This window comes from Leptospira gomenensis (genome assembly GCF_004770155.1).
GTDB lineage: Bacteria > Spirochaetota > Leptospiria > Leptospirales > Leptospiraceae > Leptospira > Leptospira gomenensis.
The window spans coordinates 83,005-108,630 of record NZ_RQFA01000010.1; the positions used below are offsets into that span (position 1 = coordinate 83,005).

22 protein-coding genes are annotated in these 25,626 nt (G+C 47.4%); 16 read left to right on the forward strand and 6 right to left on the reverse strand.

What is annotated here, in order from left to right; genetic code table 11:
- Positions 1–1,256: 1,256 nt before the first annotated feature.
- On the reverse strand, positions 1,257–2,273 hold the full coding sequence (locus tag EHQ17_RS01600; RefSeq protein ID WP_135591943.1) for a hypothetical protein: 1,017 nt from the start codon (positions 2,271–2,273) through the stop codon (positions 1,257–1,259).
- A 2-nt stretch (positions 2,274–2,275) separates the two neighbouring features.
- Positions 2,276–3,652, reverse strand: coding sequence for a helix-turn-helix domain-containing protein (locus EHQ17_RS01605; protein ID WP_135591855.1), 1,377 nt, complete (start codon positions 3,650–3,652; stop codon positions 2,276–2,278).
- Between the two features lie 322 nt (positions 3,653–3,974).
- Here EHQ17_RS01605 and EHQ17_RS01610 point away from each other — a divergent pair, with 322 nt between their 5' ends.
- From EHQ17_RS01610 to metF, 5 genes are all read left to right on the forward strand, one after another.
- Entirely contained in the window at positions 3,975–4,727 is a 753-nt protein-coding gene (locus tag EHQ17_RS01610) for a ParA family protein (protein ID WP_246057318.1), read from the forward strand.
- A complete protein-coding gene (locus EHQ17_RS01615) occupies positions 4,711–5,556 on the forward strand; it encodes a ParB/RepB/Spo0J family partition protein (protein WP_135591851.1) in 846 nt (281 codons plus the stop codon). Before EHQ17_RS01610 ends, EHQ17_RS01615 begins: the two co-directional genes overlap by 17 nt.
- Positions 5,557–5,951: 395 nt before the next feature.
- A complete protein-coding gene (locus tag EHQ17_RS01620) occupies positions 5,952–6,845 on the forward strand; it encodes a helix-turn-helix domain-containing protein (RefSeq protein WP_135591849.1) in 894 nt (297 codons plus the stop codon).
- A 26-nt stretch (positions 6,846–6,871) separates the two neighbouring features.
- Positions 6,872–9,385 (forward strand): discoidin domain-containing protein, encoded by a 2,514-nt coding sequence (locus EHQ17_RS01625; protein ID WP_135591847.1) that lies wholly within the window; start codon positions 6,872–6,874, stop codon positions 9,383–9,385.
- 14 nt (positions 9,386–9,399) lie between these two features.
- Entirely contained in the window at positions 9,400–10,281 is an 882-nt protein-coding gene (gene metF / locus EHQ17_RS01630) for a methylenetetrahydrofolate reductase [NAD(P)H] (RefSeq protein ID WP_135591845.1), read from the forward strand.
- On the opposite strand, the gene EHQ17_RS01635 is transcribed toward metF, so the two are convergent.
- Positions 10,278–10,829: a DUF1564 domain-containing protein gene (locus EHQ17_RS01635; protein ID WP_135591843.1), complete on the reverse strand. Its 552-nt coding sequence runs from the start codon at positions 10,827–10,829 to the stop codon at positions 10,278–10,280. The genes metF and EHQ17_RS01635 overlap by 4 nt on opposite strands.
- Positions 10,830–11,259: 430 nt before the next feature.
- Entirely contained in the window at positions 11,260–12,087 is an 828-nt protein-coding gene (locus tag EHQ17_RS01640; RefSeq protein ID WP_135591841.1) for a 1,4-dihydroxy-6-naphtoate synthase, read from the reverse strand.
- Between the two features lie 118 nt (positions 12,088–12,205).
- On the opposite strand from EHQ17_RS01640, the gene EHQ17_RS01645 reads away from it, so the two are divergent.
- Positions 12,206–13,069, forward strand: coding sequence for an HAD family hydrolase (locus EHQ17_RS01645; protein WP_135591839.1), 864 nt, complete (start codon positions 12,206–12,208; stop codon positions 13,067–13,069).
- Here EHQ17_RS01645 and EHQ17_RS01650 read toward each other — a convergent pair.
- Complete coding sequence (locus EHQ17_RS01650; RefSeq protein WP_135591837.1) at positions 13,040–13,252, reverse strand: hypothetical protein; 213 nt, start codon at positions 13,250–13,252, stop codon at positions 13,040–13,042. The genes EHQ17_RS01645 and EHQ17_RS01650 overlap by 30 nt on opposite strands.
- Positions 13,253–13,360: 108 nt before the next feature.
- On the opposite strand from EHQ17_RS01650, the gene EHQ17_RS01655 reads away from it, so the two are divergent.
- The 10 genes from EHQ17_RS01655 to hemG all read left to right on the forward strand — a co-directional run bounded on the left by EHQ17_RS01655 (position 13,361) and on the right by hemG (position 24,520).
- On the forward strand, positions 13,361–14,239 hold the full coding sequence (locus EHQ17_RS01655; protein WP_135591835.1) for a Rossmann-fold NAD(P)-binding domain-containing protein: 879 nt from the start codon (positions 13,361–13,363) through the stop codon (positions 14,237–14,239).
- Positions 14,224–15,864: a type 2 periplasmic-binding domain-containing protein gene (locus tag EHQ17_RS01660; protein WP_135591833.1), complete on the forward strand. Its 1,641-nt coding sequence runs from the start codon at positions 14,224–14,226 to the stop codon at positions 15,862–15,864. The genes EHQ17_RS01655 and EHQ17_RS01660 overlap by 16 nt, the downstream gene beginning before the upstream one ends.
- Positions 15,821–16,774 carry a porphobilinogen synthase gene (gene hemB, locus EHQ17_RS01665; RefSeq protein ID WP_135591831.1) on the forward strand — a complete coding sequence of 318 codons (954 nt, stop codon included), beginning with the start codon at positions 15,821–15,823 and terminating at the stop codon, positions 16,772–16,774. The genes EHQ17_RS01660 and hemB overlap by 44 nt, the downstream gene beginning before the upstream one ends.
- Positions 16,771–18,111: a glutamate-1-semialdehyde 2,1-aminomutase gene (gene hemL / locus EHQ17_RS01670; protein WP_135591829.1), complete on the forward strand. Its 1,341-nt coding sequence runs from the start codon at positions 16,771–16,773 to the stop codon at positions 18,109–18,111. Before hemB ends, hemL begins: the two co-directional genes overlap by 4 nt.
- Positions 18,111–19,025, forward strand: coding sequence for a sensor histidine kinase (locus EHQ17_RS01675; protein ID WP_135591827.1), 915 nt, complete (start codon positions 18,111–18,113; stop codon positions 19,023–19,025). Before hemL ends, EHQ17_RS01675 begins: the two co-directional genes overlap by 1 nt.
- Complete coding sequence (locus EHQ17_RS01680; RefSeq protein WP_135591825.1) at positions 19,022–19,717, forward strand: response regulator transcription factor; 696 nt, start codon at positions 19,022–19,024, stop codon at positions 19,715–19,717. Before EHQ17_RS01675 ends, EHQ17_RS01680 begins: the two co-directional genes overlap by 4 nt.
- Positions 19,704–20,726 carry a uroporphyrinogen decarboxylase family protein gene (locus tag EHQ17_RS01685; RefSeq protein ID WP_135591823.1) on the forward strand — a complete coding sequence of 341 codons (1,023 nt, stop codon included), beginning with the start codon at positions 19,704–19,706 and terminating at the stop codon, positions 20,724–20,726. Before EHQ17_RS01680 ends, EHQ17_RS01685 begins: the two co-directional genes overlap by 14 nt.
- Positions 20,723–22,072, forward strand: a complete 1,350-nt coding sequence (gene hemN, locus EHQ17_RS01690) for an oxygen-independent coproporphyrinogen III oxidase (protein ID WP_167881163.1) — start codon at positions 20,723–20,725, stop codon at positions 22,070–22,072. Before EHQ17_RS01685 ends, hemN begins: the two co-directional genes overlap by 4 nt.
- A gap of 121 nt (positions 22,073–22,193) precedes the next feature.
- The gene (locus EHQ17_RS01695) at positions 22,194–23,141 is read left to right on the forward strand and encodes an LA_0442/LA_0875 N-terminal domain-containing protein (protein ID WP_135591819.1); all 948 of its coding nucleotides are present in this window, start codon (positions 22,194–22,196) and stop codon (positions 23,139–23,141) included.
- A 98-nt stretch (positions 23,142–23,239) separates the two neighbouring features.
- Positions 23,240–24,520, forward strand: a complete 1,281-nt coding sequence (gene hemG, locus EHQ17_RS01700; protein WP_135591817.1) for a protoporphyrinogen oxidase — start codon at positions 23,240–23,242, stop codon at positions 24,518–24,520.
- A gap of 14 nt (positions 24,521–24,534) precedes the next feature.
- Here the strand turns inward: hemG and hemH are convergent, their stop codons facing one another.
- On the reverse strand, positions 24,535–25,626 hold the full coding sequence (hemH, locus tag EHQ17_RS01705) for a ferrochelatase (protein WP_135591815.1): 1,092 nt from the start codon (positions 25,624–25,626) through the stop codon (positions 24,535–24,537).

Sequence of the window (25,626 nt, forward strand, 5' to 3'; positions counted from 1 at the left end):
CAGACGAGTGGCAGAACGTATCGTTCTTAGCTGCAAAGAGAGGAAGTTTCTGTGATTCTGAAAATTCTCTCGGATTGAAATTGCAAGATCACAAACGAAAAAGCGAACCAGTTCTCTGTATTGGAAAAGAATGGATTTGTGTCGGAGGACAACACGGTGACGCTTTTTGTTTCCAATGAACCCCTTGGTTGCGAATTTAGAATGTCCCCGTACCCAAGCGTCTGTTCCATTTGTAAATAGTCGATGGAAGTAGGACTTCCTACGACAACGGAGGTCGTAAGGCCGGCAGGGGAACTTCCTGGAATTTTTCGGAAATCCTCAAAATCGCTTTTGTGCCACGAGCGTCCCACCGATTCCGTTGCGGGGGAGTTCCCACACGATTCCGCAGGAATCGACCGCACAACGGTGCGTTCGGTCTTCCGACCACCTCCGTTTTTCCGAGAAACATCCCTTTTTTGCAGAGAATCCGATGCGAACAACTCCCTAACCCCGTTTTCCAAAGATGGGAAAGCCATACGATCCGAATCTTCGACAAAAACGAGACTATTTCGAAAACGATTCGGGCCCTTTCCCAATGAATTTAGGATGTTAAACAAGGGCCCTCTTCTTTTCTCGAAGAACGCAGGAATCAATTTCGAACGGGCACTGGAGCAAGGAACCGCGTTCGCACTTTGCCGGAATTCCGACCAAAAATGAGATTTCATTTTAAGAAGGGAAAAATCGAAATCATTCGCAGCGTCGGCGTATAAAGAAGAAGAGAAAAACGAATCGGATGTTTTGAAAGAGTCGAATGACTCGTTCCAGGCGAACGAAATTGCCGGAAACGAAAGATCCGAAACATCCAACCGGCACCCCAGTTCCGAAATCTCAACTTCGGCAGACAAAGCCGAAACTTTTTTCGGACTTTGGACACTTTTCCGCGGACCAAAATCGGAGTTCGCTGCGGATCGAATTGCAAAAATTTCATCATCCGCGACAAACCAATCTGGAAAAGTTTTCGTTTGAGAAATCGAAATCGCCAAAACCCGATCCACTTCGTTTTGATGAATTTTAATTTCCGAATTTTCAAACGCAGGATTTTCGGCGGCAACCAAGGCCCCGGGCATTCCAAAGCCGATCACGCCCGTAAGCAAAAACTGTGCCAGAAAATTTATCTTCGCGCGGAAAAACATAGGATTTTTCTATAAATTGCCCGTTTTTCCGGAAAAAGGAAGCATTTTTTCACCTTTTTCGGACTTTTTTTGCGACGCCTTGGCTTAGGCGCTTTTGCGGAAAAGACGTTTTACTCGGAGCTTCCACTCCCAGAGAATGATTCCCTCTTCTTCATCTTCCGCCAAGTCTTGTTCTTTTTCTAAAAGCGCATAACACATGCTCGCGATTTCCGGTCCGAAATTTTTTTCCAATTCGGTTTCAAACTCGGAAACTTTCATTTCTAAAATCAATTCGGCCAAACGAAATCCTTCATCCAGGTTGAGAAGTTTTTGTTTTGCCTGTTTGAGTTCTTCCTTATCGAATTCATTGCGAATCATGACAGAAAAAAAAGTACGAATGAAAGAAACCTCTTCCGGTTTTAGCTGAAAATCCAAAAGAAGCTGTTTTACTTTTTCCAAATCCATTCTTCGCAAATGAATCCTGGCCAAAAATACCGGGTTTCCGGAATGAATATTTAAATTTCCGGAATCCATAATATCCGCGGCGCGCACCTTGTTGAAATCCACGATTCCGGATTCTTTCCCCTTGGAACCTTCCGCTCCGGACTCCCCGCCTGCATCCTTGTGAACCGCAATTTTTTTCCGAACGATCAACATGTTTAGGGCCGGAAAACGAATTTTTAGGGTAATCAAATCCTGTCTGGGATACGATTCATCCAAAACAAGATGATGCATTTCCACGCCCTGATCCCGAGAACGAATCAAATCTTCGTTATTTTGAAAATGATACACGACCACGGGAAGAACGTCACAGTCGCTTCCGCTGTTTAAAAAAATCGTCCGAACCTCGTTGCCCGTGTTGGAATGTTGATACGGAATTACGAGTTTGCCTTGTTTTACGTTTACAAAACTGACTTCGCCCAGACGAAAATGCGCGAGATTGAATTCCGAACCCAAAAAAACGATCCGGGGAACGGCGACCACGATCGAATTATTTTTCGAACCCCGCGGAACCTCTGGGCCCTTTTGGGTAAAGACCACGTAGGTCATTTTTGCAAGCCGGACCTTAACCAAAAATCCGCCCGGAGTTTTCCGTTCTTCGTAAAGGGAATCCAAATCCACGCTCAACCGATCTCCAATTGTTTTAATTTATATTGCAAGGATCCCCGGGAAATTCCGAGCGCGCGGGCCATTCGAATTTGGTTTCCGCCGAACAATTTATTGGCCAGGAGAATTTTCTGACGCTCGACCGCTTCGACCGCGCTCCGAAGATCCAAATCTTCGGAATCAGGAAGCGCTAAAATCCGCTCTTTTCCGACCTTTTTTTCACGAATTCCGATTTCGGATCCGGAAGAATTCAGAATGGATTCTTCCAACAGATTGCGCAAGCCGGAAAGATTGGTTTCTAAATTTAGGGCAAGAATCTTCTGCAGATTTTCCGAAGATAACGTTAAATCCTCTCGGCCCAGGAATTCCTTCAATTCTTCTAAAAACAACAAAACAAACGATTCTTTTTGCGTAGGTTGAAGCTCGGAAAATGCCGGAATGGAAATCGTTTTTTGTTTCAAAAGTTCTCGAAACGGTTTATAGAGTTCGGAGGAATCTAAATCCGTGGATTCGGTAAAAATGAGCCGAAAATCCCGGGATTCTGTGGTGAGAATTTGGTAGAAAAATTTCTGCTGATTCGATGTGAATTTTTGAATTCCTTCCAATACGATGGTCCCCGAATTCGTCATTCGAATCCAATCTTCCAGGGATTTTTCGAGCTTGGAATTCTGTTCGGGCAAAAACCCTAAAACCAAAATTCCTTTGTCGGGACTCACCGATCGGTGCAGCCATTTTCCGAGGGTTTTTTTTCCGGATCCGGAAGCGCCCAAAATCCGAACCCAAGATCCGGTTTGTCGAAACTCGGAAAAAACTTCCTTTCCTACGGACAATTCGGCTAAAAATTCCCCAACGCCTTCCTTTCGAAATAAATCCGTGCGGGGCGAATTTTGTAAGTTCCGATTCTGCAAAACCGAACCCTGCGCGTTCGACTCCAAAGGGGCTGAAAGTTTTTGAGCCAACAATGCCCATAACACAAAGATCGATTCCGGAGGACGAACCGGAAATTCCGCGAGAAAAAAACCTTCCAGAGAAGATGTTCCTCGAATTCCAGCGACCAAACATCCTGCGGAATCGGGATGAAATAATTCGTGATCTTTTGCAGAAAACCAGAGCGGGAAAACCTCCCGGTTCAATCGGTCCAGATTGCCTGTGGATCGGGCCAAAAATGAATAGAAAAATCCGTCCTCTTTGTATCCGACCGCGGCGACTTCTTCTAAACTCGAACCTGAATCAAAGCTCAATGTCAAAACTCCGCAAGCCCCGTCCGAAAGTCGGAGCCAATCCTCAAAGGAATCGGAAAAGTTCTTCCGGAAGGATCGGGACGAAGAAATCTCCGAAAACAATGGATGCAAAAAGTCGGAATGCACAAAGGGAATATGTTTAAAATTAAGCATCCTGTCAACTAAGTACGGGAGGAAAGTCGGACGTCCGACATTGGGAAGCGCTGTTTCGAAAAAAGGGGAAAAAAGGGAGAATTTTTGATAAATGATTGAAGATAAAAATCCTTCGTTCCATCTGGAAAACGAAAGCCGGATCGAACCTTTATAAAAATATAAAATTCGGAATTTCAAAATCCTCATCCGATAAGGATTCGATGTCGGATGTCCGACAATAGAAATGTCGGCCAAAAAACGGGAATCGGATTCAAAACAAGATCCGATTTCTTTTTTAGTTTCAATACAAATCCGGTCTCGAAACGAACCACAAGGTAAAATCATGATAGTTGTATCCATCGCAAATCAGAAAGGCGGAGAAGGAAAAACCACCACTTCTCTCAATCTGTCTATGGGTCTTGCAAGAAGAGGAAAGAAAACCTTACTTGTAGATATAGATCCTCAGGCAAACTCCACAGGAATTTTTACCAATCCCGAGGCCTTGGAAAAGTCCATGCACGGGGTGTTCAATTCGAGGATGACGATCAAAGAAATTCTTATGGAAACGAAACTTCCAAACCTATTTCTCGCCCCTTCTAAAACGAATTTGGCCGAGGTCGAAACCCTTTCCGGAAGTTCCGTGGATGCCCCTTATATTTTGCGAGACGCATTTCAGGGTCTCGAAGGTTTCGATTTTTGTATCATCGATTGCCCTCCGAGTTTGTCGATTTTTACGATCAACGCTTTAGTCGGATCGAACTACGTAATCATTCCCCTGCAGGCCGAAAAGTTTTCCGTGGATGGAATCGTCGGCTTACAACAAACGATCACGAGTATCAAAAAGAGAATCAATCCCGGTTTGGAAATCTTAGGAGCGCTCATCACCCAACTCAAACCGCAAACCCTTTTGACCAAAACGATCGTTCCGGTTTTGACGAAATACTTCCGCATTTTTGAAACGAGCATCTCGGACGGAGTCGCCGTCGGAGAATCGCACCTTGCAAAAAAATCCGTCTACGATTACAACAAATCCAGCAAACAAGCGCAAGAATACGAAGGTTTTATCGAGGAGTTTTTGAATGAGCTCAAAAAGTAAACGGCTCGGTTCCTTAGCGGATGTTTTTCAGGCGGAAAAATTAGAAGGCACCATTCGAAAAATTCGTCTGGAAAAAATTCTGCCTTCCGAAAATCAACCGAGACAGGAGCGAAAAAAAGGGGTCGAAGACCTAGCCCGAAGCCTAGAAAAGGACGGACTACTCCAGCCGATCATCGTCACCAAACAAAATCCGGAAGACGAATTTTATCGTATCGTGGCGGGCGAACGGAGATTTCATGCAGCCAAACAACTCGGCTGGTCCGAAGTCGAATGTAAAATCCTGGATCGAGACGAAAAGGAAACGTTTCGGTTGGCGATCATTGAAAATTTACAACGGGAAAATCTCTCCCCGTATGAAGAAATCGAAGCGATGATCCATCTCAAAACCAGTTTCCAATACACGGATCAGGAACTCGGAAATTTGTTCGGAAAAAGTCGGAGCTATATGACCGAACTTTTGGGAATTTCAAATCTCAGCAAAGAAGAACTCAGGCTTTGCAAGGACGCGGGAATCGAGAGTAAAAATCTCCTGATCCAGGCGGTTGCCGCTTCTAAAAAGGGAAGTTTCCCCGAATTCCTCAATCTGGTTTCCACCGGTGCGCTCAAAACCGTAAAGGACGCAAAGTCCTTTAACCGAGAAGAGGAAACCTTATTTTCCTCCAAACTCGGAAATTCGACGACCAAAACGCCCGACTCGTCATCCCCTAAATCAGGCGATTATAGAATTACGAAAAAACCGGGGCTAATTCAAATCAGCTCGGAAAACGACGAACTCCTCGGAGAAATTCTTAAACTGATCCGAAAAGAAATCAAAAAGAAATTCGAATGAGTTTCGGTCGCGTAATTTAGAAAAGAATAATGTCGCTTAACAATAATGCTAAAGCGACATTCGCTTGGTACATACAGGTACTTAGTAAAAGAAAATTAAAGAAACGTCCGCAAAATTAGTCAATGAGATTGACAAAACCTGGAAGCCTCGCTTCAATGTGACATAATATAGTAAACGGAAATGTAGTACGAACTCGAATCCGAAAGGATGCGGGCCGGAGGCGTATTTCGTAGATCCGGATAAAAAAATTCCCCTGGTAAACCAGGGGCCGGATTTTCCCGAAGGAATGTTGTTGGATGAGACATAAGTATCATTATGTCAGATAATGTCAACCTTCTTCGGAATTTTTGCTTAAAATTAATGTACTTTCCGAACCGGGAGGGTTTCCGAAGGAAATGGGCGAGCATTATCCGTACATCAAATTTTTTGCCGATATCATCGAATCCGGTGTGTGGGCCGGCCTATCTTCGGCCGCCAAAACGCTGTATTTGGTGCTGCTTAAATTTAGTGATCAGCACTTCAAACCGGTTTGGCCGAGTACGGAGGTTCTTTTGAAACTCACCGGTTTTAAAACAAAAAAATCCATCATCCAAGGCAAACGAGATTTGATCCAAGCGGGCCTGCTTCAGGTCACTCCCGGCACCGGGCATACAAGTTCTCGGTATTATTTTTGCTTTAACTACAAAGGTTCTAAAATTCCACCACAGGGGTATATTTTTGGACACCCCGGGAGTGGAGAATTGGGGACTGCGGGAGTGGAAGCTGGGGGATCTCAGGGGTTCGGTAGTGGGAACCCAAACCATATCAATATAACCATTACCAATAATCAAAACCAAGAACCAAATCGTAAGAAAGAAATTACTTTGAGTTTCTTAGAAGAAAAATACGGGTCCTCTGTTTTGTCGGAAGCTCTTGCCATTGCAAAAGGCAGAGGAATGGAAACCAATCTGCGCTATGTCCAAGGAATCTGTAAAAATCTTAGGAATTCGCCGGAAGAGGAAAGTGCGATGCCTGAATTTAATCAAAACCCCAGCTCTGACTTGGGAAAAGATCCTACTTGGAGAGGATTTTTACTCTGGTCGAAGGAACGTTTGACTCGTTCTAGCGTGGAAATTTTAGAACAAGTCCGTGTGGAACCGGATGGAAGAACGCTTTGTCTGTTGGATCCGGTGCCTGAGTCTTTGCGGATGGTGATTACAAAGTACTTCACAGAGGAAATCCGTCCTCCGATATTGGTTATATTTTCCGCAAAAACCGAAGAAAACCGAACTACTTCCTCTAAATTTTAAAAAGAGAAACACCAGGACAATCTTTGATGAACTCTGAATCCATTCGAATCAGTCACCCCGGCCCTGTCAAAATCCGAGAAATCAAATCCTCAGGAACCTTCGAGCTGAAGGAAGGAAAACTCCTTCGTTATTTCGAATCGAAATCTTCTCCGGGAATTTCCGTCATCACTCTTTCCTTGGACGGGGCCGCGAGTTTGAATCAGATTCGATTGCATTCCAATCCACAGGAACTCGCCTTTTTTCCCGATACGTTTCGGTTCGAAATTTCCATGGACGGAATCGTTTGGGAACCGATTCTCCAAGAGACCGGATTTCGGCGATTGAATCAAAAGGCCGGGCAATGGAACTTTTCCCTGGTTCAGGCGAGGTTCTTAAAATTAATCAGTAAAGTCGGTGAAAAAGACAATTCCGGAAATTATAAACTTTCGATCGGCGCGTTGGAAGTCGGGATTTCCGGAATCGTAAAAATCGAAGTAAGTTCGGAACAAGATCGGTTTTGGGTAAAAGAAAATTTGATCGATCAAAGGCCGGACTACGGCTGGTCTTCTCAAGAAGTTCCTACACCTCGTGAAGAATTCTTTTTAGTCGATTTGGGATCCATCAGCAGGGTCAACGAGTTGCGTCTTCTGACTCCGAAGAACGATCCTACTTTTTTTCCGGAACGTTTTACCGTCTATTACAGCGAAGACGATTTGTCTTGGAACCAGCTCTTGGAGGAAAATCAATTTCTCTCCGAACCGGGTGTTTGGTATCAATGGCGATTTCTTCCCACCAACGTACGTTTTTTAAAACTCGTGGCGCGTCAAATCGCCGGTAAGGCTCAGGAATTTTATCAGACGAAAATCGTCGAACTTGAGTTATACGCTACTCCGCATCTCAGCGATCTTACCAATAAACCGACTTCCGAGCCGCTTCCGTATGCGACCGTGCTTCGTTCGGGATTGGTTCGGCTCGCGGTGGACGGTGAAAATTCCGAAGGGGTCGCGGTTCAGTCCAACGATCGGCGTTTGCGCGATGCGACGACCGAATACAAAGGGATCGTAGAGTTGGCCGGCGACGGAGAAGATAAGGAATTCGTCGTAGTTCAAGGAAACGATAAACGACTCAAACACGCCACGGAAATCGCGCACGGCTTGGTTCGTTTGGCGTCTAACGGCGAAAATCGGGCGGAGCGAGTGGTCCAAGGAAATGATGACCGTTTGCGGGCGGCGACCACCTCCAGTTTTGGAATCGTGGAGTTGGCGGAAAACGGTGAAACCAAGGAAGGTGTCGTAGTCCAAGGGAACGACGATCGCCTGAAGATCGCCACGACGAAAAAATACGGACTTGCGGTGTTATCGGAGCCGGGCGCCGCCGAGCCTGGCAAGGTGGTAACTGCGGATGATCCCAGGATTCGAAATGCGAATACGGAGTTTCCGGGTATTGTACGATTTGCTAAAAGTGGAGAAGAATCTGCCGAGGCGGCGGTCCAAGGGAATGATAAACGCCTAAAAATCGCCACTGCGGAATCTCATGGGATCGTACAATTGGCCCAATCCGGAGAATCAAAGGAAGGTGTCGTAGTTCAAGGGAATGATAAACGGCTTCGAACTGCGACAACGTCGTATCCCGGAATCGTGGAAATTGCCGCTTCGGGGAACAACGCTCCCGGCAAGGTAGTCGCTTCGGACGATCCTCGATTATCAGACAGAAGGGATCCCAAACCACATACGCACGAATACGCTCCTATCGATCATGACTTTAGTTCACATACGGGTTTGTTGAAGGTAAAAGGAAACACGGAAGCCTCTTACTCCAACATATCCCCTCCTCCTGAAAATCACGCTCCCGTCTACGGAAAAAACGAAAGTGAAAAAGGCGCCGGGATGATCGGTGTCGCTAAAAATGTCGGAATTTTGGGGTACGGGGAAAAGTTCGGTGTTCGGGGAGATTCTTCTTCGAGTGACCAGGAATCGGCAGGCGTTCTTGGTCTCGCCAAACGAGGGTTTGGCGGAATGTTTCATTCCCGGTCGGGCGTCGCCTTGTATGCGACGGGCAAGGGGATTTCTGCGTTAGGCGAAATCGGTTCGGGAAAAGCTTTTTTGGCGGAAGGAGAATCGGAGTTCTCCGGGACGGTCCGGATTTCGACGGGGAAAAATGCGGATTGTATTGCGAGGTTTTTTGCGGTAAGCCCGTCCGACGTGATCGGGGAAGGAGATATACTCGTGATGGGCGAGGACGGGCGTTTGCAGAAATCGAAAACGGCGAATGCGACGAACGCGATCGGTGTTGCCGTCAAGTCGGCGGCTCTGCTTTTTGGAGCCGAAGCGCCTGCGGAAGGAGCGTATTGGCTCGTAGCAGTATCCGGAGTTGTTACCGTAAATGCGGATGCTTCTGCATATCCGATTCAGCCGGGAGATTTACTTGCGACCGGTCTGACCGGCGGACACGCTGTTCGAATTTCGGCGGAGTCGCTTCGTCCCGGTTCCTTATTCGGAAAGGCGTTGACTCCGCTTCGATCCGGAAGAGGACAAGTCCAGATGCTTCTTTGTTTCCAATGATTGAATCCAGGTTTATGAAAAGAATATCCGAAATTTACGGCTCAGCGAAAGGGCCGGTTTACTCGTTCGAATTTTTTCCTCCCAAAACTCCCGAGGGAGATACAAAGTTGATGGAGACGGTACAGGAATTGTCTTCTCTTCATCCGGATTTCGTAAGCGTAACCTACGGAGCCGGAGGTTCGACTCAGGAGAAGACGGCCGAGATTGTGTCCTTGATTGGAAAGAATCATTCGATTCCAGCCGTTTCTCATTTTACTTGTGTAGGGGCGGATCAATCTAAGATATTGGAATCGTTAAAGAGAATTCGCTCTGAGGGAATTCAGAATCTTATGGCTTTGCGGGGGGACCCGCCAAGGGGCCAGGGAGAATTTAAGAAAACTCCGGGCGGTTTTGCGAATGCGACGGAGTTGATTTCGTTTATTCGTTCGGAAAATCTCGACTTTTGTATCGGAGGCGGTTGTTATCCGGAAAAACATCCGGATGCAAAGACGTTAGAAGACGATGTGAGGCATTTGAAGTTGAAAGTCGAAGCCGGGACCGATTTTTTAGTGTCGCAGCTTTTTTTCGTGAATTCTACGTTCGAAAAATTTTTGAATCTGGTTCGAAAGGTCGGAATCGGCGTTCCGGTAATTCCCGGTATTATGCCGATCACCTCTTTTTCTCAGATCGAGAGGTTTCGCTCCATAGCCGGTTGTGAATTTCCTTCTTCTCTGATTCGGGATCTGCAAGAGGTGGAGCATCGACCGGAAGAGTTTTATAGGAGAAGTTTGAATTTCACCGTAAATCAATGTCGCGAGCTTTTGGATATGGGGGCGCCTGGAATTCATCTTTTTACTCTGAATCAAAGTCACGCGAGTTATGATATTGTTCGGGAATTGAAAGGCGGTTCGCTTTAAGAGTCGAATATCTCTTCCGTTGGGAAGTATTTTTTCGGGTTGAAGAAGGTTTCCATCGGGTTTGGGAGGATTTTGAGACTTTTTTGGGCTGTGTTTTTTGTCGTGTCGAGGTGCCAGATATATCTGTAGATATTTGAGAATGCTGGAACTCCATCACCCAAAACTTTTTCGGTAAAATCCCCCACTCCAGCTTCTTCCAGCGTTAAAAGATAGTTATAAAGAAGGCAGCGAGAGACTCCGTGGGAACTCGCCAAAACCCCCAAAAGATTCCAATATTTTGTTTCCATCCTCACGCTGATTTTCACCAAGCGCCCTTGGTTTTTTTGATACAAGGTGCAAGTGGCTTCCTCGTTGATGCGATTTTGGGACGAGATCAGCTTTGCATACTTTCGCAATAAATGAGGAAGGTTCTTTCCTAAATTTTTTTGCCGCTCTGCAGACAATTGCGTCCGTGTGGATTCCGGGACGAGTAGAGTGATCATCCTTTGTTTTTCTTCATTGAGGGGTGATTTGAGAACATAGTGAGAACTTAAAAAAATTCGGTCCATACCTGATCGGTTCCCGCTCTGTTCGCATAAGATCGGCTACGATTCTAAAAACAGAGAAAAACAAAAAAATAAACGAACCTTTCAGCACAATCTTACGAATCTTAGGATTGTGATATTCGTCCGGTTCCGAAGAAAAAGGTGGTGAGAATGCAGGTAATGCAGATGCGGGCAAAGGTCGGTGAAGTCAAAGTAGATTTCGATGACAAGGACTGGGATACGGTGGAAGAAGCGAAACGTAGGTAGGAAAAAAAGAAAATGAGTCTACGGAAGGATCAAATTCGAACGACATGGCCGCGACGGACTCGCGGACGAATTGCAGACTAAACCAATTCTACCGTCGAACCATGGGAATCGTGTCGGCAAAGCCTTCGCCGACACGATTCAAACTCGTTGGTTACAAGTTTAAAATCGAACCCAGGGAACTCTTCGTTTAAAATAGGCTTCTTTCCTTCCCCGCGGGTAGAAACCCGGCTTGAACGCCTTTTTGATACAAGGCCAGAATCGCATCTCTTCCCTCTTCTCCGAGGGAGCGCGTGAACTCGTTCACATACAATTCGATGTGAGCATCCACTACTTCTCTCGTGGTGTCTTGCGAATGTTGCAGAATGTATTGATACGTTTCCTCTCGGTTTTGATATCCGGATTCCAGACTTTTTTTGAGCGAAAGATCGAAATCCGATTTCAGATCTTCTCCAAGATCTCTTCTGAACGCGATGGCACCGAGCGGAATGTGTTTGCCCGTCGTCTCTTCCCACCATTGCCCTAGATCCTGTAGTTTGACGAGACCTTGTCTTTCATAAGTAAAACGTTCTTCATGAATCAAAACGCCGAAGTCGGCTTCTCCCGAAAGAAGAAGAGGAATGATCTTGTCGTAACGCACCGCTTGCGGTTCGTATTCGTTATTCAGAAATAATTTTAAAAGTAGGTTCGCGGTGGTCAATTCCCCCGGGATCAATATCTTTTTTCCTCGTGCACCTGCGCCAGGACGTTTTCCCTTTTTATGTACAAGTAAAGGCCCGCAATTCCTTCCCAGCGCGGAACCGGAATCTAAAATGCTATAACGATCCATTACCGAAAAATACGCCGCGAAAGAAAGTTTTGTAACTTGATATTTGCCGTGGAGCGCGGCGCGATTCAATTCCTCCACATCGTACAATTCCTCTCGGATCCGAAACCCGCCGGCCGCATTTCCGTGTACGAGATGATAGAATAAAAACGTATCGTTGGGACAGGGTGAGTATGCTAAGCTGAGTTCCATATTCGTCTTTCCGTTTACAACCTTTAGAATCCACTGTTCTCCGTTTTACCAAAAAAGAAAACCTCTTCGCAAAAAAATCGTTCACTAAATTTCGGCTTGGGATTTTCTAAAAGAATCCATGAGTTTCTTTGATCCGACTTCGATTCATACGATTGCCGTAGATTTGGACGGAACACTTCTCAATTCTAAAAGTAGAATTTCTCCTTTGACGCATGCCGTTTTACAAAAGGCAATCGATCAGGGAAAAAATCTTGTGATCGCTACGGGGCGCAGATTTTATTCCACGTTCTCGTTTGCGAAAGAGTTTCGGGGAGAAGTGCACGTAGTTTCCAATAACGGTCAGATTCTGAGGAGATCCCCCGATGCGGAACGTCTTTCGGAAAGTTATCTGCGGCCGGACTTGGTTCGGGATATTCTTTTTCTCGGAAAGGAATTTCACACACCTCCGATTCTTCACGTGGATACGTTCGAAGAAGGAGTGGATATGATTACGGAAACTCCCATCACCGACGGAATGTATCACAGTTATTCCGGCGGCGATCATTCCCGAACAAGAGCCGTGGGAGATTTGTTATCCGCGGACTTGGAAAAAATTTTAGTCGTCTGCTTTTTATCCCTTCGAAAAGAAGACTTGGATTCTTTGACTCGCAAGATGGAATCCCTGCCCTCCGCCGCCGGCCTCCGCTGTATTATCACCAAAATCCCCGGCGTTTCCTATTGTGCGGAAATCATCAACGGCTCGGTTTCCAAGTGGTCGGGTATATCTCGTTTTTTGGAGAGCAAAGGTTTGGATGGAAAGGGAGTCGTTTCTTTCGGAGACGAACGCAACGATTTGGAAATGCTCCTTCAAAGCGGTGCGGGGTTCGCGATGAAAAACGCTATTTCGGAAATCCGTGAAAACGCGAAATACGTTACGCGATACAGCAACGAAGACGACGGCGTCGCTCTTGCATTAGTGGAGAACGGGATCGTTTCCTTTTGATGAGGATTTGACTTCGCAACTTCCGCACGTTTGTGTATAACAACCGAAGTCTTCTCGTTGTGCGCCGGACGAGCTTTGTGTGAATTCTCGGAACACCGACCACAGAGGGAAAAACAGTCGAATCGCCGTTAGGCTTACGATTCCGTATACGATCCAATCCTGCGTTTGAATTTCCAGGTGCATAAGACCGAGTTGAAAATCAGTCTCAATAAAGTCAACGGAAAGTTTTTTGGGACGGTGACACTTCTTTGACAATCAAGGCGTCGAAACTGGTATAGTTCAATCATCGATATGTGGTCTACTCTTCGAGTTTATCATTCCACTCAAAAAGACAGAGACGTCGCAGAAGTTCCCGGTTCTTATTCGTGGTCCACTTGTATGCGTACGATCTGGGTCGCAGACAGTAGAATTCACCGGGAACCGCGCGCTTCGATTCCTTTGGAGACATACACTGGATACGAGGGATATCGCTTTTTGCTTGAAGTCATATCCGGTCTTCGTTCCCGCCTGCTTGGAGAGACGGAAGTGCTCGCTCAGTTTCGGGACAAATTCAAAACCGCATCCCTCCCCTCTTCCGCCTTCGGAGAATATCTCGCGAAACTTCGCGATTCGTTGATTCAAGATTCAAGGAGTATTCGTTCCCGTTATCTTCAGAATTTAGGAGAACAATCCTACGGCGGACTGGCGAATAAATATCTAAAAGACGAAACGAATGTGGTTCTTTTGGGGACGGGACAACTCGCTGAAAAAATTCTTCCCTGGATGAAGGATAGAAACGTCGTTCTGGTTGGAAGGAACGAGTTGCGTCTCGGTGAACTTTCCGTTACTTTCGGAGTTCCCGTTCGGACTCTCTCCGACTGGTTCCCGGATTCTGCAGATCGCGCCGTCGTAGTCGCCGCTCCGCTCGATCTCACTCCGTATTTGGATCGGATGAATTCCGGTTCTCTTCTGATCGATTTTCGGGAATTCCCGCTCGAGGGAAATATTCCGGATCGGATCTCGTATATTTCCTTCGCCGCGATGTTGGATTCTCTTCGTGAAACGGAAGAGAAAGCGCAACGTGTTCGAGAAGCGGTGAGTCCCGCTTTGGACGAACTCGTGGAAGAACGAGAGCTGGAAGCGCAACAATTTATTTTCGGTTGGGAAGATCTGACTTGTCCCGCGTTCTGAAGATCGGTTCCCGCAAGAGCGCACTCGCTAAACTTCAAACATATCTTGTACTCGACGCGTTGCGGAAAAAATTTCCCGACCTTTCCGTGGAACTTTATTTCCGGGAAGCGTCCGGAGACCAGGATCTACAAACCCCTCTTTGGAAAATGGGGACGCGCGGAGTTTTCACCCAGGATTTAACCAAAGAGCTGGTGGACGGTCAAGTGGATGCGGTCGTCCATTCTTGGAAGGATTTGGATTTGGACGGACATCCGGGGACGACTATCTTAGGAGTTCTCGATCGTGCCGATCAAAGGGACGTTCTGCTTTGGAAAAAAACTTCCCGGGATCTCGTTTCTCCTAAACAATTGAAACTCCAGACGTCCTCTCCCCGCCGCGAATTCAACCTCGGGAAATTTCTTCCCAAACTTCTTCCCTCCCGATACGAAACCTCCTCCCTCGTTTTTGTTCCGGTGCGGGGGAATATCCAGACGCGAATCCGTAAGTGGATGGAATCGGACGCGGACGGTCTCGTTTTGGCAAAGGCCGCACTCGACAGACTTTTGTCCGAGGATTTTCCGGAATCCGATTCATTAGAATATCAAGAAATACGAAAATTTTTGTCCTCCTCTTTGAAGGAGTCCCTGTTTCAGGTTCTTCCGCTTTCGCTCAATCCCTCGGCTCCGGCCCAGGGAGCGATTGCGGCGGAGGTTCGATCGGATGATTTATGGTCTTTGAATATTCTGAAATCATTGAGTGATTTGCGAACGGTCTCTGCCGTAGAAGAGGAGCGCAGGATTCTACGGAGTTACGGCGGCGGTTGCCATCAGAAAATCGGAGTTTCCGTCTTGGATCGTCCGTACGGCAGGGTTTTGTACCGCCGCGGAATTTCCGATGCGGGGGAACTTCTGGATCTCGAGACACAATTTTCGGATACGCCCGCGCCTGCGGCGCGGGCCCTCTCCTACTGTTACCCCCTTCCCGGCGAAGCCGTAAAACAAAAACGGATTCCTCTTGATTCCGAAAACGGTTACGTTCTTACGGCGGACGGCAAAGAGGATCGTATCCTATCGCCGCAAAGTTTGGCGGAACTGGATTGGCTCGTCACTCGGGGAAACGCGTATCCGCGGATCGATCGAGTCGTAAAACACGAAGGTTTGGTATGGACTTCCGGATTAAAAACCTGGTTTCAGTTGGCGGAACGGGACGTTTGGGTCAACGGTTCTCTGGATGCGCTCGGAGAAGACGAATTGCCGCAAGGAAGTCTTTTTGGAAAACCGGTGCGTTTCGTAAAGTGCACACACGTCGGTTCTACGGAGATCGCTTCCGGATTGGAACGTGTGCTCACGTATCGGGTGCAGCCGTTGGAGGAGCATCCGGATCTTTCCGCCAAAACCCATTTCTTTTGGATGAGCGCTTCCCAGTTCGACCGAGCATTGTCCTTGTATCCGCAGATTCGCGATCGAAATCACGCGTGCGGTCCCGGAATCACATACGACCATATACGAAAAGTTCTGGGAGAAACCGCGCGTTTGTCCGTCTTTATACACTATGAGTCTTGGCTGCAAAGCCTGGGCTTGAAAGAATTCGAAGGAAGGAAACTTGGAAACCAAACAGAGAAGAATCCGACTGAATCCCCGACTTAGAAACCTCGCCTCTTCGGAAAGTCTAAATTCAAAAAAGCTGATACAACCTTTGTTCGTCGTCGAAGGGTTGCAGGAAAGGGAACGGATGGATTCTCTGCCCGGAGTATTCCGGGACACGGAACTTTCCGTTTTGCGTCAAACGGAGTCCGACCTCAAGGCGGGTGTGGATCAGTTTCTGCTGTTTTTGGTTCCCGAAACGAAATCGAATACCGTGATTCCGAAATCCTTTTACGAACGATCCATTTCAACCTTAAAGAGGGAATTCCCGGACGCGTTTTTTTGGATCGATACGTGTATGTGTTCCTTGACGACGCACGGTCATTGCGGGCTTTTGCGCGAAGACGGGAGCATCGACAACCGCGGTTCGGTTTTGCATCTTTCGGAGATCGCGTTGACGTACGCACGAGCGGGCGCCGACGGAATCGCGCCCAGCGATATGATGGACGGAAGGGTCAGAAGTCACCGTGAAGTCCTGGATAAAAGCGGATTTTCTAATATTCCAATATTAAGTTATTCTACTAAATTTAAGAGTAACTTTTATGGCCCGTTTCGAGCGGCGGCCGATTCCGCTCCGGGTCACGGGGATCGTTCCTCGTATCAGATCGACGTGAGAAACCGGGAGGATTCGCTTTCTTCTTCCGTTCGAGATAAGGAGGAAGGAGCCGACTTTTTGATGGTGAAACCGGGGATGACTTCCATAGATCTGATCCGCCCTATCCGGGAAGCGACCGGGCTTCCCACGGGCGCGTATCAGGTCAGCGGCGAATTCGCGTCGATCCACTATCTTTCGCAGAATGGATTCTGCGATTTCGACGCGGCGCTTACCGAAACGTGGAGAATTTTTTCGAGGGCGGGCGCCTCGTATCTGATCACGTACGCAGCCCGAAAAGGAAAGGAGTTGTTGGCATGAACGGAATCGATCGTGATACGGCGCGGGAAAAAGCGGGTTCGAATTTTTGGAAAGGAAAAACGTCGCAGGAGCTGTTCGAAAGATCCAAACGTGTCGCGCCGGGCGGGGTTCATTCTCCCGTTCGTTCTTTCCGTTCCGTGGGAGGAACGCCGGTTTTTTTCGCCTCCGCGGAAGGTGCAACGTTAACCGACATCGAAGGAAAAAAATACATAGATTATTGTCTGAGTTTCGGCCCTTTGATTTTAGGACATCGCGACCCGGAAATCGAGGAAGTCGTTCGTGAAACGGCTGGGATTGCCTGGAGTTTCGGGGCTGCGGAGCCGTATTCTCTCGAACTCGCGGAATGGATCACGCAGGAAATTCCTTGGGCGGAGAAAGTACGTTTCGTAAACTCCGGAACGGAGGCGGTGATGAGTGCGCTTCGTGTGGCTCGTGCCGCGACGGGTCGGGAGAAAATCCTGAAATTCGACGGATGTTATCACGGACATTCGGACGCGCTCCTCGTAAAGGCTGGATCCGGATTGGCGGGGGAATCCTCATCCGATAGCGCCGGAATTTCCGCGCATTCGATCGCGAACACGCTCGTGTTGCCCCTGGACGACGAAAACGCGTTGCAGCGTTTGTTCGAGACGGAGGGAAAAAATATCGCAGCGGTGATCATAGAACCTCTTCCAGCAAACTACGGACTTTTGATACAAAGAAACGAATTCATTTTTAAGATCGTGGAGCTCGCCAGAAAAAACGGAACGTTAGTCGTCTTTGACGAGGTGATTTCCGGTTTTAGGACGGGGTTGCGCGGAATGTCCGGACTACTCGGCGTCGCGCCCGATCTGGTCACGTACGGAAAAATCATCGGCGGAGGATTTCCCGTGGGTTGTTACGCCGGCAAAAAGGAACTTTTGGATCTTGTAGCTCCGTCCGGTCCCGTGTATCAAGCGGGAACTCTGAGCGGGAGCCCTTTCGGAATGCGCGCCGGTTTGGCTACGTTGCAAAAAGCAAAACGGGAATCGGTTTACGAAGTTCTGGAAAAGAGGACGAAAGTTCTTTCGGAAGGACTTGTGGAGCTTTTGAATACGAAGTCGGATCGTCCCTGGGAAGCCGTCACACATTCCTCTTTGTTTTGGCTGCGCGCCAAAACTTTGTCTCCGGTACGAAGGATCGAAACGATTCCCGAAGGACACAAGGAAGCGTTCGCGAAAGTATTTCATGTTTTTCTAAACAACGGAATTTATCTCGCGCCTTCGGGTTACGAGGTCGGCTTTTTATCGTGGGCTCATACGGACGAAACCGTCGCGGAGACTTTGTCGATCGCGGAAAAAGCGTTGAAGTCGGTTTGATGTCCTCGTTCTGGAAAAATACTAGGATTCTTTTCGCGGTCGCGTGGCTCCTCGTAACGTTTTCGTTGGGAGTTTGGTGGTTTCTTCTAGGATTGAAACTGACGAACACGGTCGCGGGCTTGAGCGCCAAACTGGAGTTAGGCGATCTTTCCGAAAGTCGCGATAATTTGGAAAGACAAAGTCGTATGATCAAAATGGAAGGGCATTTTTTTCTGGGGATGCTCGTCCTCGGCGGAAGCACCCTTATCTGGCTTTCGTATCAGGAATCGAAACGAAACAAGATGATCCACGATTTTTTCTCTACGGTTACGCACGAAATGAAAACTCCTCTCGCCAGTCTTCGTCTTCAGGCGGAAAGTCTTCAGGAAGAACTCCCCGATCCGAGGGAAAATAAACTCATCCAAAGATTGCTTATGGATTCCGTCCGAATCGAATCGCAGATGAACCGGGCGATGTATCTCGCAAGTCTGACCCGTTCGGAAATTCTCTACATTGAAAGAACCAATCTAAAAAACGTAATCTCTTCGATCGTCGAGGATTTTCCGGAACTCGAAATCGAACTTAGTTCTATGGAAGACGTGTTTGTTCTCGCAGATCGAAAAGCGTTGGAAAGCGTCTTTAAAAACCTCGCGGAAAATTCCTTAAAACACGGGAATGCGACTCGGCTGAAAATTTCCTCCCGGAGACAGAACACAAAGGTGTCGATCGCAGTTTCGGATAACGGATCCGGTTTTTCCGGTAAACGAAACAATTTGGGAGTTCCCTTTTACAGACACGGAAGTACGAGCGGTACGGGTATAGGACTTTATATCGTAAAAAAATTGATGAAAAAGATGAAAGGCAAAATGGAAATCGGCTCCGCGGACGGGGCCGGATTCCGAGTGGATTTGGAGTTACGGGAAGCTCGCGTATGAAGGCCAAACTGTTGTTAGTCGAAGACGACCGTTCCCTCGGAGAAACCCTGCAAGAGCGGCTCCAAAAGGAAGGTTACGAAGTGTTCTGGACCGTGTCCGCGATCGCCGCAAAAAAATTGGTCAAAGAGGAAAAGCCGCATCTCATACTTTTGGACGTTCGTCTTCCGGACGGAGACGGATTCACCCTTGCGGAGGAACTCAAAACGAATCGGGATTGTCCTCCGTTTCTTTTTTTGACCGCACAAGCCGGAGCGCCGGAACGTTTGCGCGGGTTCGAACTAGGAGCGGAAGAATTCATACCGAAACCGTTTCATCTTAAGGAACTTCTACTTCGCGTCAAACACGTGTTAGAGTCTCACAAACATACTCTCGAGGAATCCATACTAAGATATAAGGATTACGTCCTCGATTTTCAGGGATTTCAGATCAAACGCGGCGCGGATGAATTTCCGCTTTCTAAAAGGGATTGCGCCCTACTCCACTTCCTCGTCACCGAACGAGAGCGGACCGTAAGTAGGTCGGAAATTTTAGACAAACTTTGGGGAGAAGAAAGTTTTCCCACGAACAGGACGATAGACAATTCTATCGTAAGACTCAGGCAGGCTTTCGGAGAAGAAGGGGACAACGTCATCCGATCCGTGCGCGGCGTCGGATATCAATGGACCGGAGAAATACAAGATGTCGAATCGTAGATACGAAAACGCGTTATGCGGAATCGCGCAAAAAATTCCGCCCGTTTGGATGATGCGTCAAGCGGGCCGATATCACAAACACTATCAGGCTCTTCGTCAAAAACATTCCTTCGAAGATTTGTGCAAGATTCCCGAGTTGGCGGCCGAGGTCGCTTTCGGTCCGGTGGACGAATTCGATTTCGACGCCGCGATCCTCTTTTCCGATATTCTTTTCCCTTTGGAAGCGTTGGGTATCGGTTTGGAATATACGGATTCCGGTCCAAGGTTGGAGTTTGCGATTTCGGACGAAGCCGCATTCCGTAGGTTAAGGTCCGCGGAAGATTCAATTTCCTTTATGGAGTTTCAAAAACGTGCGATGTCTCTTACGCGAGAACGGATTCCCAAAGACAAGTCCCTTATCGGATTTGTGGGCGGCCCGTGGACTCTGTTTACGTACGCGGTCTCTGGAAAACACGAAGGAAATCTTTTTCTTCCGAAAACTTTGACGAAAGTCAGGGAGAAATTTCTTGATACGATAGTCCAATTCTTAAAGGGAAACATAAGGCTTCAATTCGAAGGCGGTGCGGACGTGGTTCTTGTTTTCGATACTGCTGGCGGCGATCTTTCTCCGGACCTTTTCCGCGAGATCGTACTTCCCGGCATCAAAATCTTGGCCGAAGAATTCCCCGGAAAAATCGGATATTACGGACGAGGAACTTCCTCGTCGCATTTCGATGTGTTACGCGGAGTCTCCGCTCTAGCGGGTTTCGGATTTGATCACAGATGGGATTTGAGGGAAGTTATGAAAGTCGAAAAGCGTATGATACAGGGAAATTTCGATCAGGCGTTATTGTTTATGGAGAAGGAAGAATTTAAGAAAACTCTAATGCGTTTTCTCGCTCCGTTTTCGGAACTTTCTCCGGAAGAACGCGTGGGTTGGGTTTGCGGACTCGGCCACGGGGTGATGCCAAAAACCCCGGAAGCCAACGTAAAAACGTTCGTGGAAACGGTGAGGGAGACGTTCTTATGAGGACCGCCGCCGAGCTGATCGCGAAATACGATATCCCCGCGCCTCGTTATACGAGTTATCCAACCGTACCTTATTGGTCCGAAAATCCGACCACGGAAGAATGGCTCGATAAAATCCGCGGCCGTTTGAGCGGTGAGAATTCCTCCCTTTCGTTGTATCTACATATTCCTTTTTGTGAAACTCTTTGTTCCTTCTGCGGATGTAACACTTCGATCACCAAAAATCATTCCGTAGAGGAGCCGTATCTCGCTGCGATCTTATCCGAATTCGAAAATTACAGAAAAGAAGTTCCGGATTTGGCTCGAAGGGAATTGAAGGAACTGCATCTGGGAGGCGGAACGCCGACGTATCTTTCAGAATCACATTTGAAACTTCTGATAGAGTCTATATTAAAGAATATGAATATTTCATCGAGACCCGAATTCTCTCTCGAAGTCGATCCTCGGCGCACACGGGACGAACAGTTGAAAATTCTTCGGGAATTCGGATTCGGAAGAATTAGCCTCGGGGTTCAGGATTTCGATCCGGAGGTTCAACGACTGATCAATCGTACACAACCGTACGAGATGACCGAACGGATCACGGACGTTTCCAGAAATTTAGGATACGATTCCGTTAACTTCGACCTCATATACGGGCTTCCCAGGCAGACGATCGACGGAATGAAACGCACCGTGGAAAAAACTCTTACGTTGCGCCCCGATAGGATCGCTTTTTATAGTTACGCCCACGTTCCCTGGATAAAGGCTGCGCAACGACTTTTCACCGAGGTGGACCTCCCCTCCGGTCCCGTCAAACGCGAGTTATATGAGGTTTCGAGAGCCATGTTTTTGGATGCCGGATACGTGGAGATAGGAATGGATCACTTCGCGTTGCCAAGCGATTCTCTTTTCGAGGCGGCGAAAAACGGAACCTTACACAGAAACTTTATGGGGTATACGACGAAAACGACGGACATGCTTCTCGGTTTGGGCGTCTCCGCCATCTCGGATAGTTGGGATTGTTTTCACCAAAACGAAAAAATCGTAAAAAAATACCAAAGACTGATTTCGGAAAATCGATTCGCGACGTTCAGGGGACATAAACTGAACGACGAGGATTTGATTCAACGTGCTTTGATTTTGGAATTGTCCACAACCGGAAAGGTTCGAGTTCCGGACGAAATTTTAGAGGACGTTAGGCTGTATTTGAGCTCGATGGAAGTCGATACTCTAATCGAGTGGGAGGGAAACCTTCTTTCTTTGACCGAAACGGGATGGCCGTTTTTGAGGAATGCGTGCACCGGTTTGGACCTTCGATTGAGACGAAAAAGTCCGGAATCCAGGGTTTTTTCGAAATCCATCTAGGACCCGATCGGAGCGTTTTAGGGTCAAAAAGTCGTCCAATAATTTATTGATCCATAAACGGAGGATTTCGTGAAATTAAAACGGAGTCCGTTTGTTTTAACTTAGGAAGGTCCTTGTTTTGATGCCGTCTTTGAAAAAATCGTTTTTATTTTTTGGTTTATTCGTTTGCGCATCCCTTTCCGCGGAAACCGTACTTTTACACGAAGGAGGTTCCTTTCGAGGAAAGGTCGTCACACAAAATCAGAAGTCGATCACGATTCAAACGAAGGAAGGAAGACGTGTCGTCGCCAAACGAGAGATTCTCAAAGTCATCTACAAGGACATAGATGAAGAAGAGGAAGAAAGGATTCGAAACGCGGAAATCAAACGTCTCGAAGACGAAAAACTGGCCAGACAAAGAGACGCCGAACTCAAAAGACAAAACGACGAACAAGAACGTCTGAGAAGGGAAAAAGAAGATATAGAGAGGAATAAACCTACTCCCGCTCCGAACCCTCCGCCTAAGTCTGAGGTTTCCCGATTTGGAGCGCTCGCAAGATCCGCCGCGTTGCCGGGCTGGGGACAATGGGCCAGCGGAAGAAAATTCGCAGCAGTGATCTACCCTACCCTATTTTTAGCGGCCGGTTATGCCGTTTACGAAAACAATCGTAAGTATCTCGTAGCAAGAAAAGAATATGAGAATTATGGAAACCCGTATTCTCACGAAACTCTTTTGTTGTCCGCTTTAGGAATTCAAAACCCTCATCTCGCCCCCGTGATTTCCGATCCGTTGGCACTTTATATCTATAACGAACAAATGAGCCCTTTTCAGGATAAACGTGAGGCGGTCGATAAGGCTTACAAAAATCTACAGACGAGCATCGGAGTTTTGGCGGGAATTTATTTGATCAATCTCGCAGACGCTTTTTTATTCGGCGGTAAAGTCGCTTCGACGGTCGGGATTTCGAACGGTGCGAGCAAGGGATTACTTTTGGACTACAATCCAATGGCCAATTCGGGAAATACGGGAGCGTATTCTTCCTCTTCGTTCGAATCCAAATACACACTCGGTTACAAATTCGCCTTTTAGAGGGGCCTTTTCCTTAAGCCCCTTTTCGATTCGAAAAGAAACGTATTCTCTTTAGATTGTAGATTTACAATCCTACTCTTCCGTAAAAACATAGAACCGTGTCTTCGAAACATCCGGATCATATCGTTTTAGGCGCGGGTTTTACCGGCCTTTTGTACGCCACTCTTTCGATTCTTAAAGGTGAAACGGTCCACGTATACGAAAAGCGGAATCGTGCCGGAGGTTTGATACAATCCGTCCGTACACCGTTCGGGCTCGTAGAGACCGCGGCCAACGGAATTCTAAATTCTTATCGTTTGGAGGCGCTCGCTTCCGAGTTGAATCTCGAACTTATTCCGGCCAACCGAGAATCCAAAAAAAGATATATATGGATCGGTGGAGTTCCAAAACGGATTCCGATCTCATTTTTCGGCGCCTTACGCGTTTTATACGGAGCGGTCGCGACTTCCGCGGGAATTCGAGGAGACGAATCTGTGTTTCAATGGTGCAAACGTGTGTTCGGCGAAGAAGCGTTAAAAAACGTAATCGAGCCCGGTTTATCGGGGATTTACGCGGGAGACTTGAGGACTATGTCCGCAAAACTCGTATTGGGGAAATTCATCTCCCTCGACGCTTCTCTTTGGAAAAACGTCGGCGCTTTTTTAAAGGAGAGAAAAAATCTTCCCAAAGTTTCCAAGTTACGAAAGGGAACGGTCAGTTTTCGCGGCGGTTTGGGCGAGTTGTTAAATGCGATGGAAACCAGGGTAAAATCGTCTCACGGTTCGGAAATTTTCTATTCGGAAGCCGCACCTTCTTTGTCCTTATTGCGGAAAAAATATCCTAAGTCTAAAATCACGATCGCCGTAGGTTTGGAGTCTTCGTTGAAAATTTTATCCTCCTTCGACGCGGATTTTAAACGTTACGAAAGGGCTTGCAGATCCGTCTCGGTCGTTACGGCGACCCGTTTCGGAAAAAAACCGCTCCTCGGAAATAAAAAGGGTTTCGGAATTCTGTTTCCACCCGATTCCGGATTTCGCGCGCGCGGGGTATTGTTGAATTCTCTAATTTTCGAGGGAAGAGTCGTCGAAGGCCACAATTCGGAAACGTATATTTTCGGAGGAGCTTTGGACGAAGAGATTTCTAAACTGAAAGAATCGGAAATCATATCCTTATTGGAACAGGATCGTAAACGAATCGTTTCCGACGGAGACGAGCCGCTCAATCATTACGTGACCGTTTGGAAATCAGCCTTGCCCGTTTATGACGCGGCCTTACTCGAGTTCAATCGCGAATTGGATCGTAGTCTTCCGGAAAACGTCGCCGTTGAAGGGAATTTCCGTTACGGCATCGGATTGAGTTCCATCTTGGAGCGCGCCTGGAGCGGGACGTTCGAAAGATAATCGGACGTCCCGGTTTATCTTAGGTTGCATTCTCCTTTTGAAGGAATGTAACCGCCTCGTTTTTTACAGATACATTCTTTTTTCTCTTCTTGCAACGAATTCAAAGCCAATGTAGCCATCGCGTCTATGAACTTTGGATAAATTCCGGGAGCGGGTATTCGATGATATTCGGTGATACCGCTTTGTTCTGCGACTTCCTTTAGCTGCTGACCTATTTCTTCAAGGGTCTCGAGATGATCTCCCACAAAGCTGATCGGATAAACGGCGATACGTTTTACGCCCCTTTGACCGAGTGATCGGAGCATCGTAATCGTGTTCGGTTCGGTCCACTTGGAAGGGCCTACCCTACTCTGAAATGAAACGTGATAATTGCCTCGGAAGCCTTTTCGGCGGAGGATTTCCGCCAAGTTGTGTGCGTTCGTTTCGATCTCTTGCCGATAGACGTCCCCCTTTTTTATCAGTCGCAAAGGAATTCCATGGGCGCTAAATACGAGGTCCAGATTTTCCCAGTCATCGATTTTTCCGAAAGAGTCGGAATGAAGAAAATCATCGGGGTTCAATTTTCCTCGGAAAAAATCCGAAATAAGATCTCCGATCGCCTCTAAGTAAGGTGTCGAATCGTGAAACGGCTTTACCCAACCCGGTAGACCCGCAGGACATCGATTCGTTTTTTTTTGAATCAACTTCGCGGTACTCAATACGGTGGATCTTGAAAAGTGGGGATATAACGGAAGTATTATGTTCGTAGGTCCGGGTTTTACTAATTCGTTTTCAAGTTCCCGTATATCCGGAAGTCCGCAGGTCATCGTCACGCCGGCTTGCCAAGTTTTTCCGGTTTTGGTATTCAAAACCTTTGCGATGGCGTCCGCCTGTTTTTGAGTCTCGGCTACGAGCGGCGAACCTCCCCCGAAACCCATAGATTCGTACGTCGCCGCCACTTTGGGAGCCCTTTTTTTGGCGATCCAACGCGCCAACGGGAGCCTTAGAAATTCTGGTAACGGGAGATCGAACACGTAGGGATCTTCGAAAAGGTCGGTCAGAAATTTTTCTATTTCTGCGACTTCTCTAGGCCCACCCAAGTTGATCAATAAGATCCTGTTTTTCAT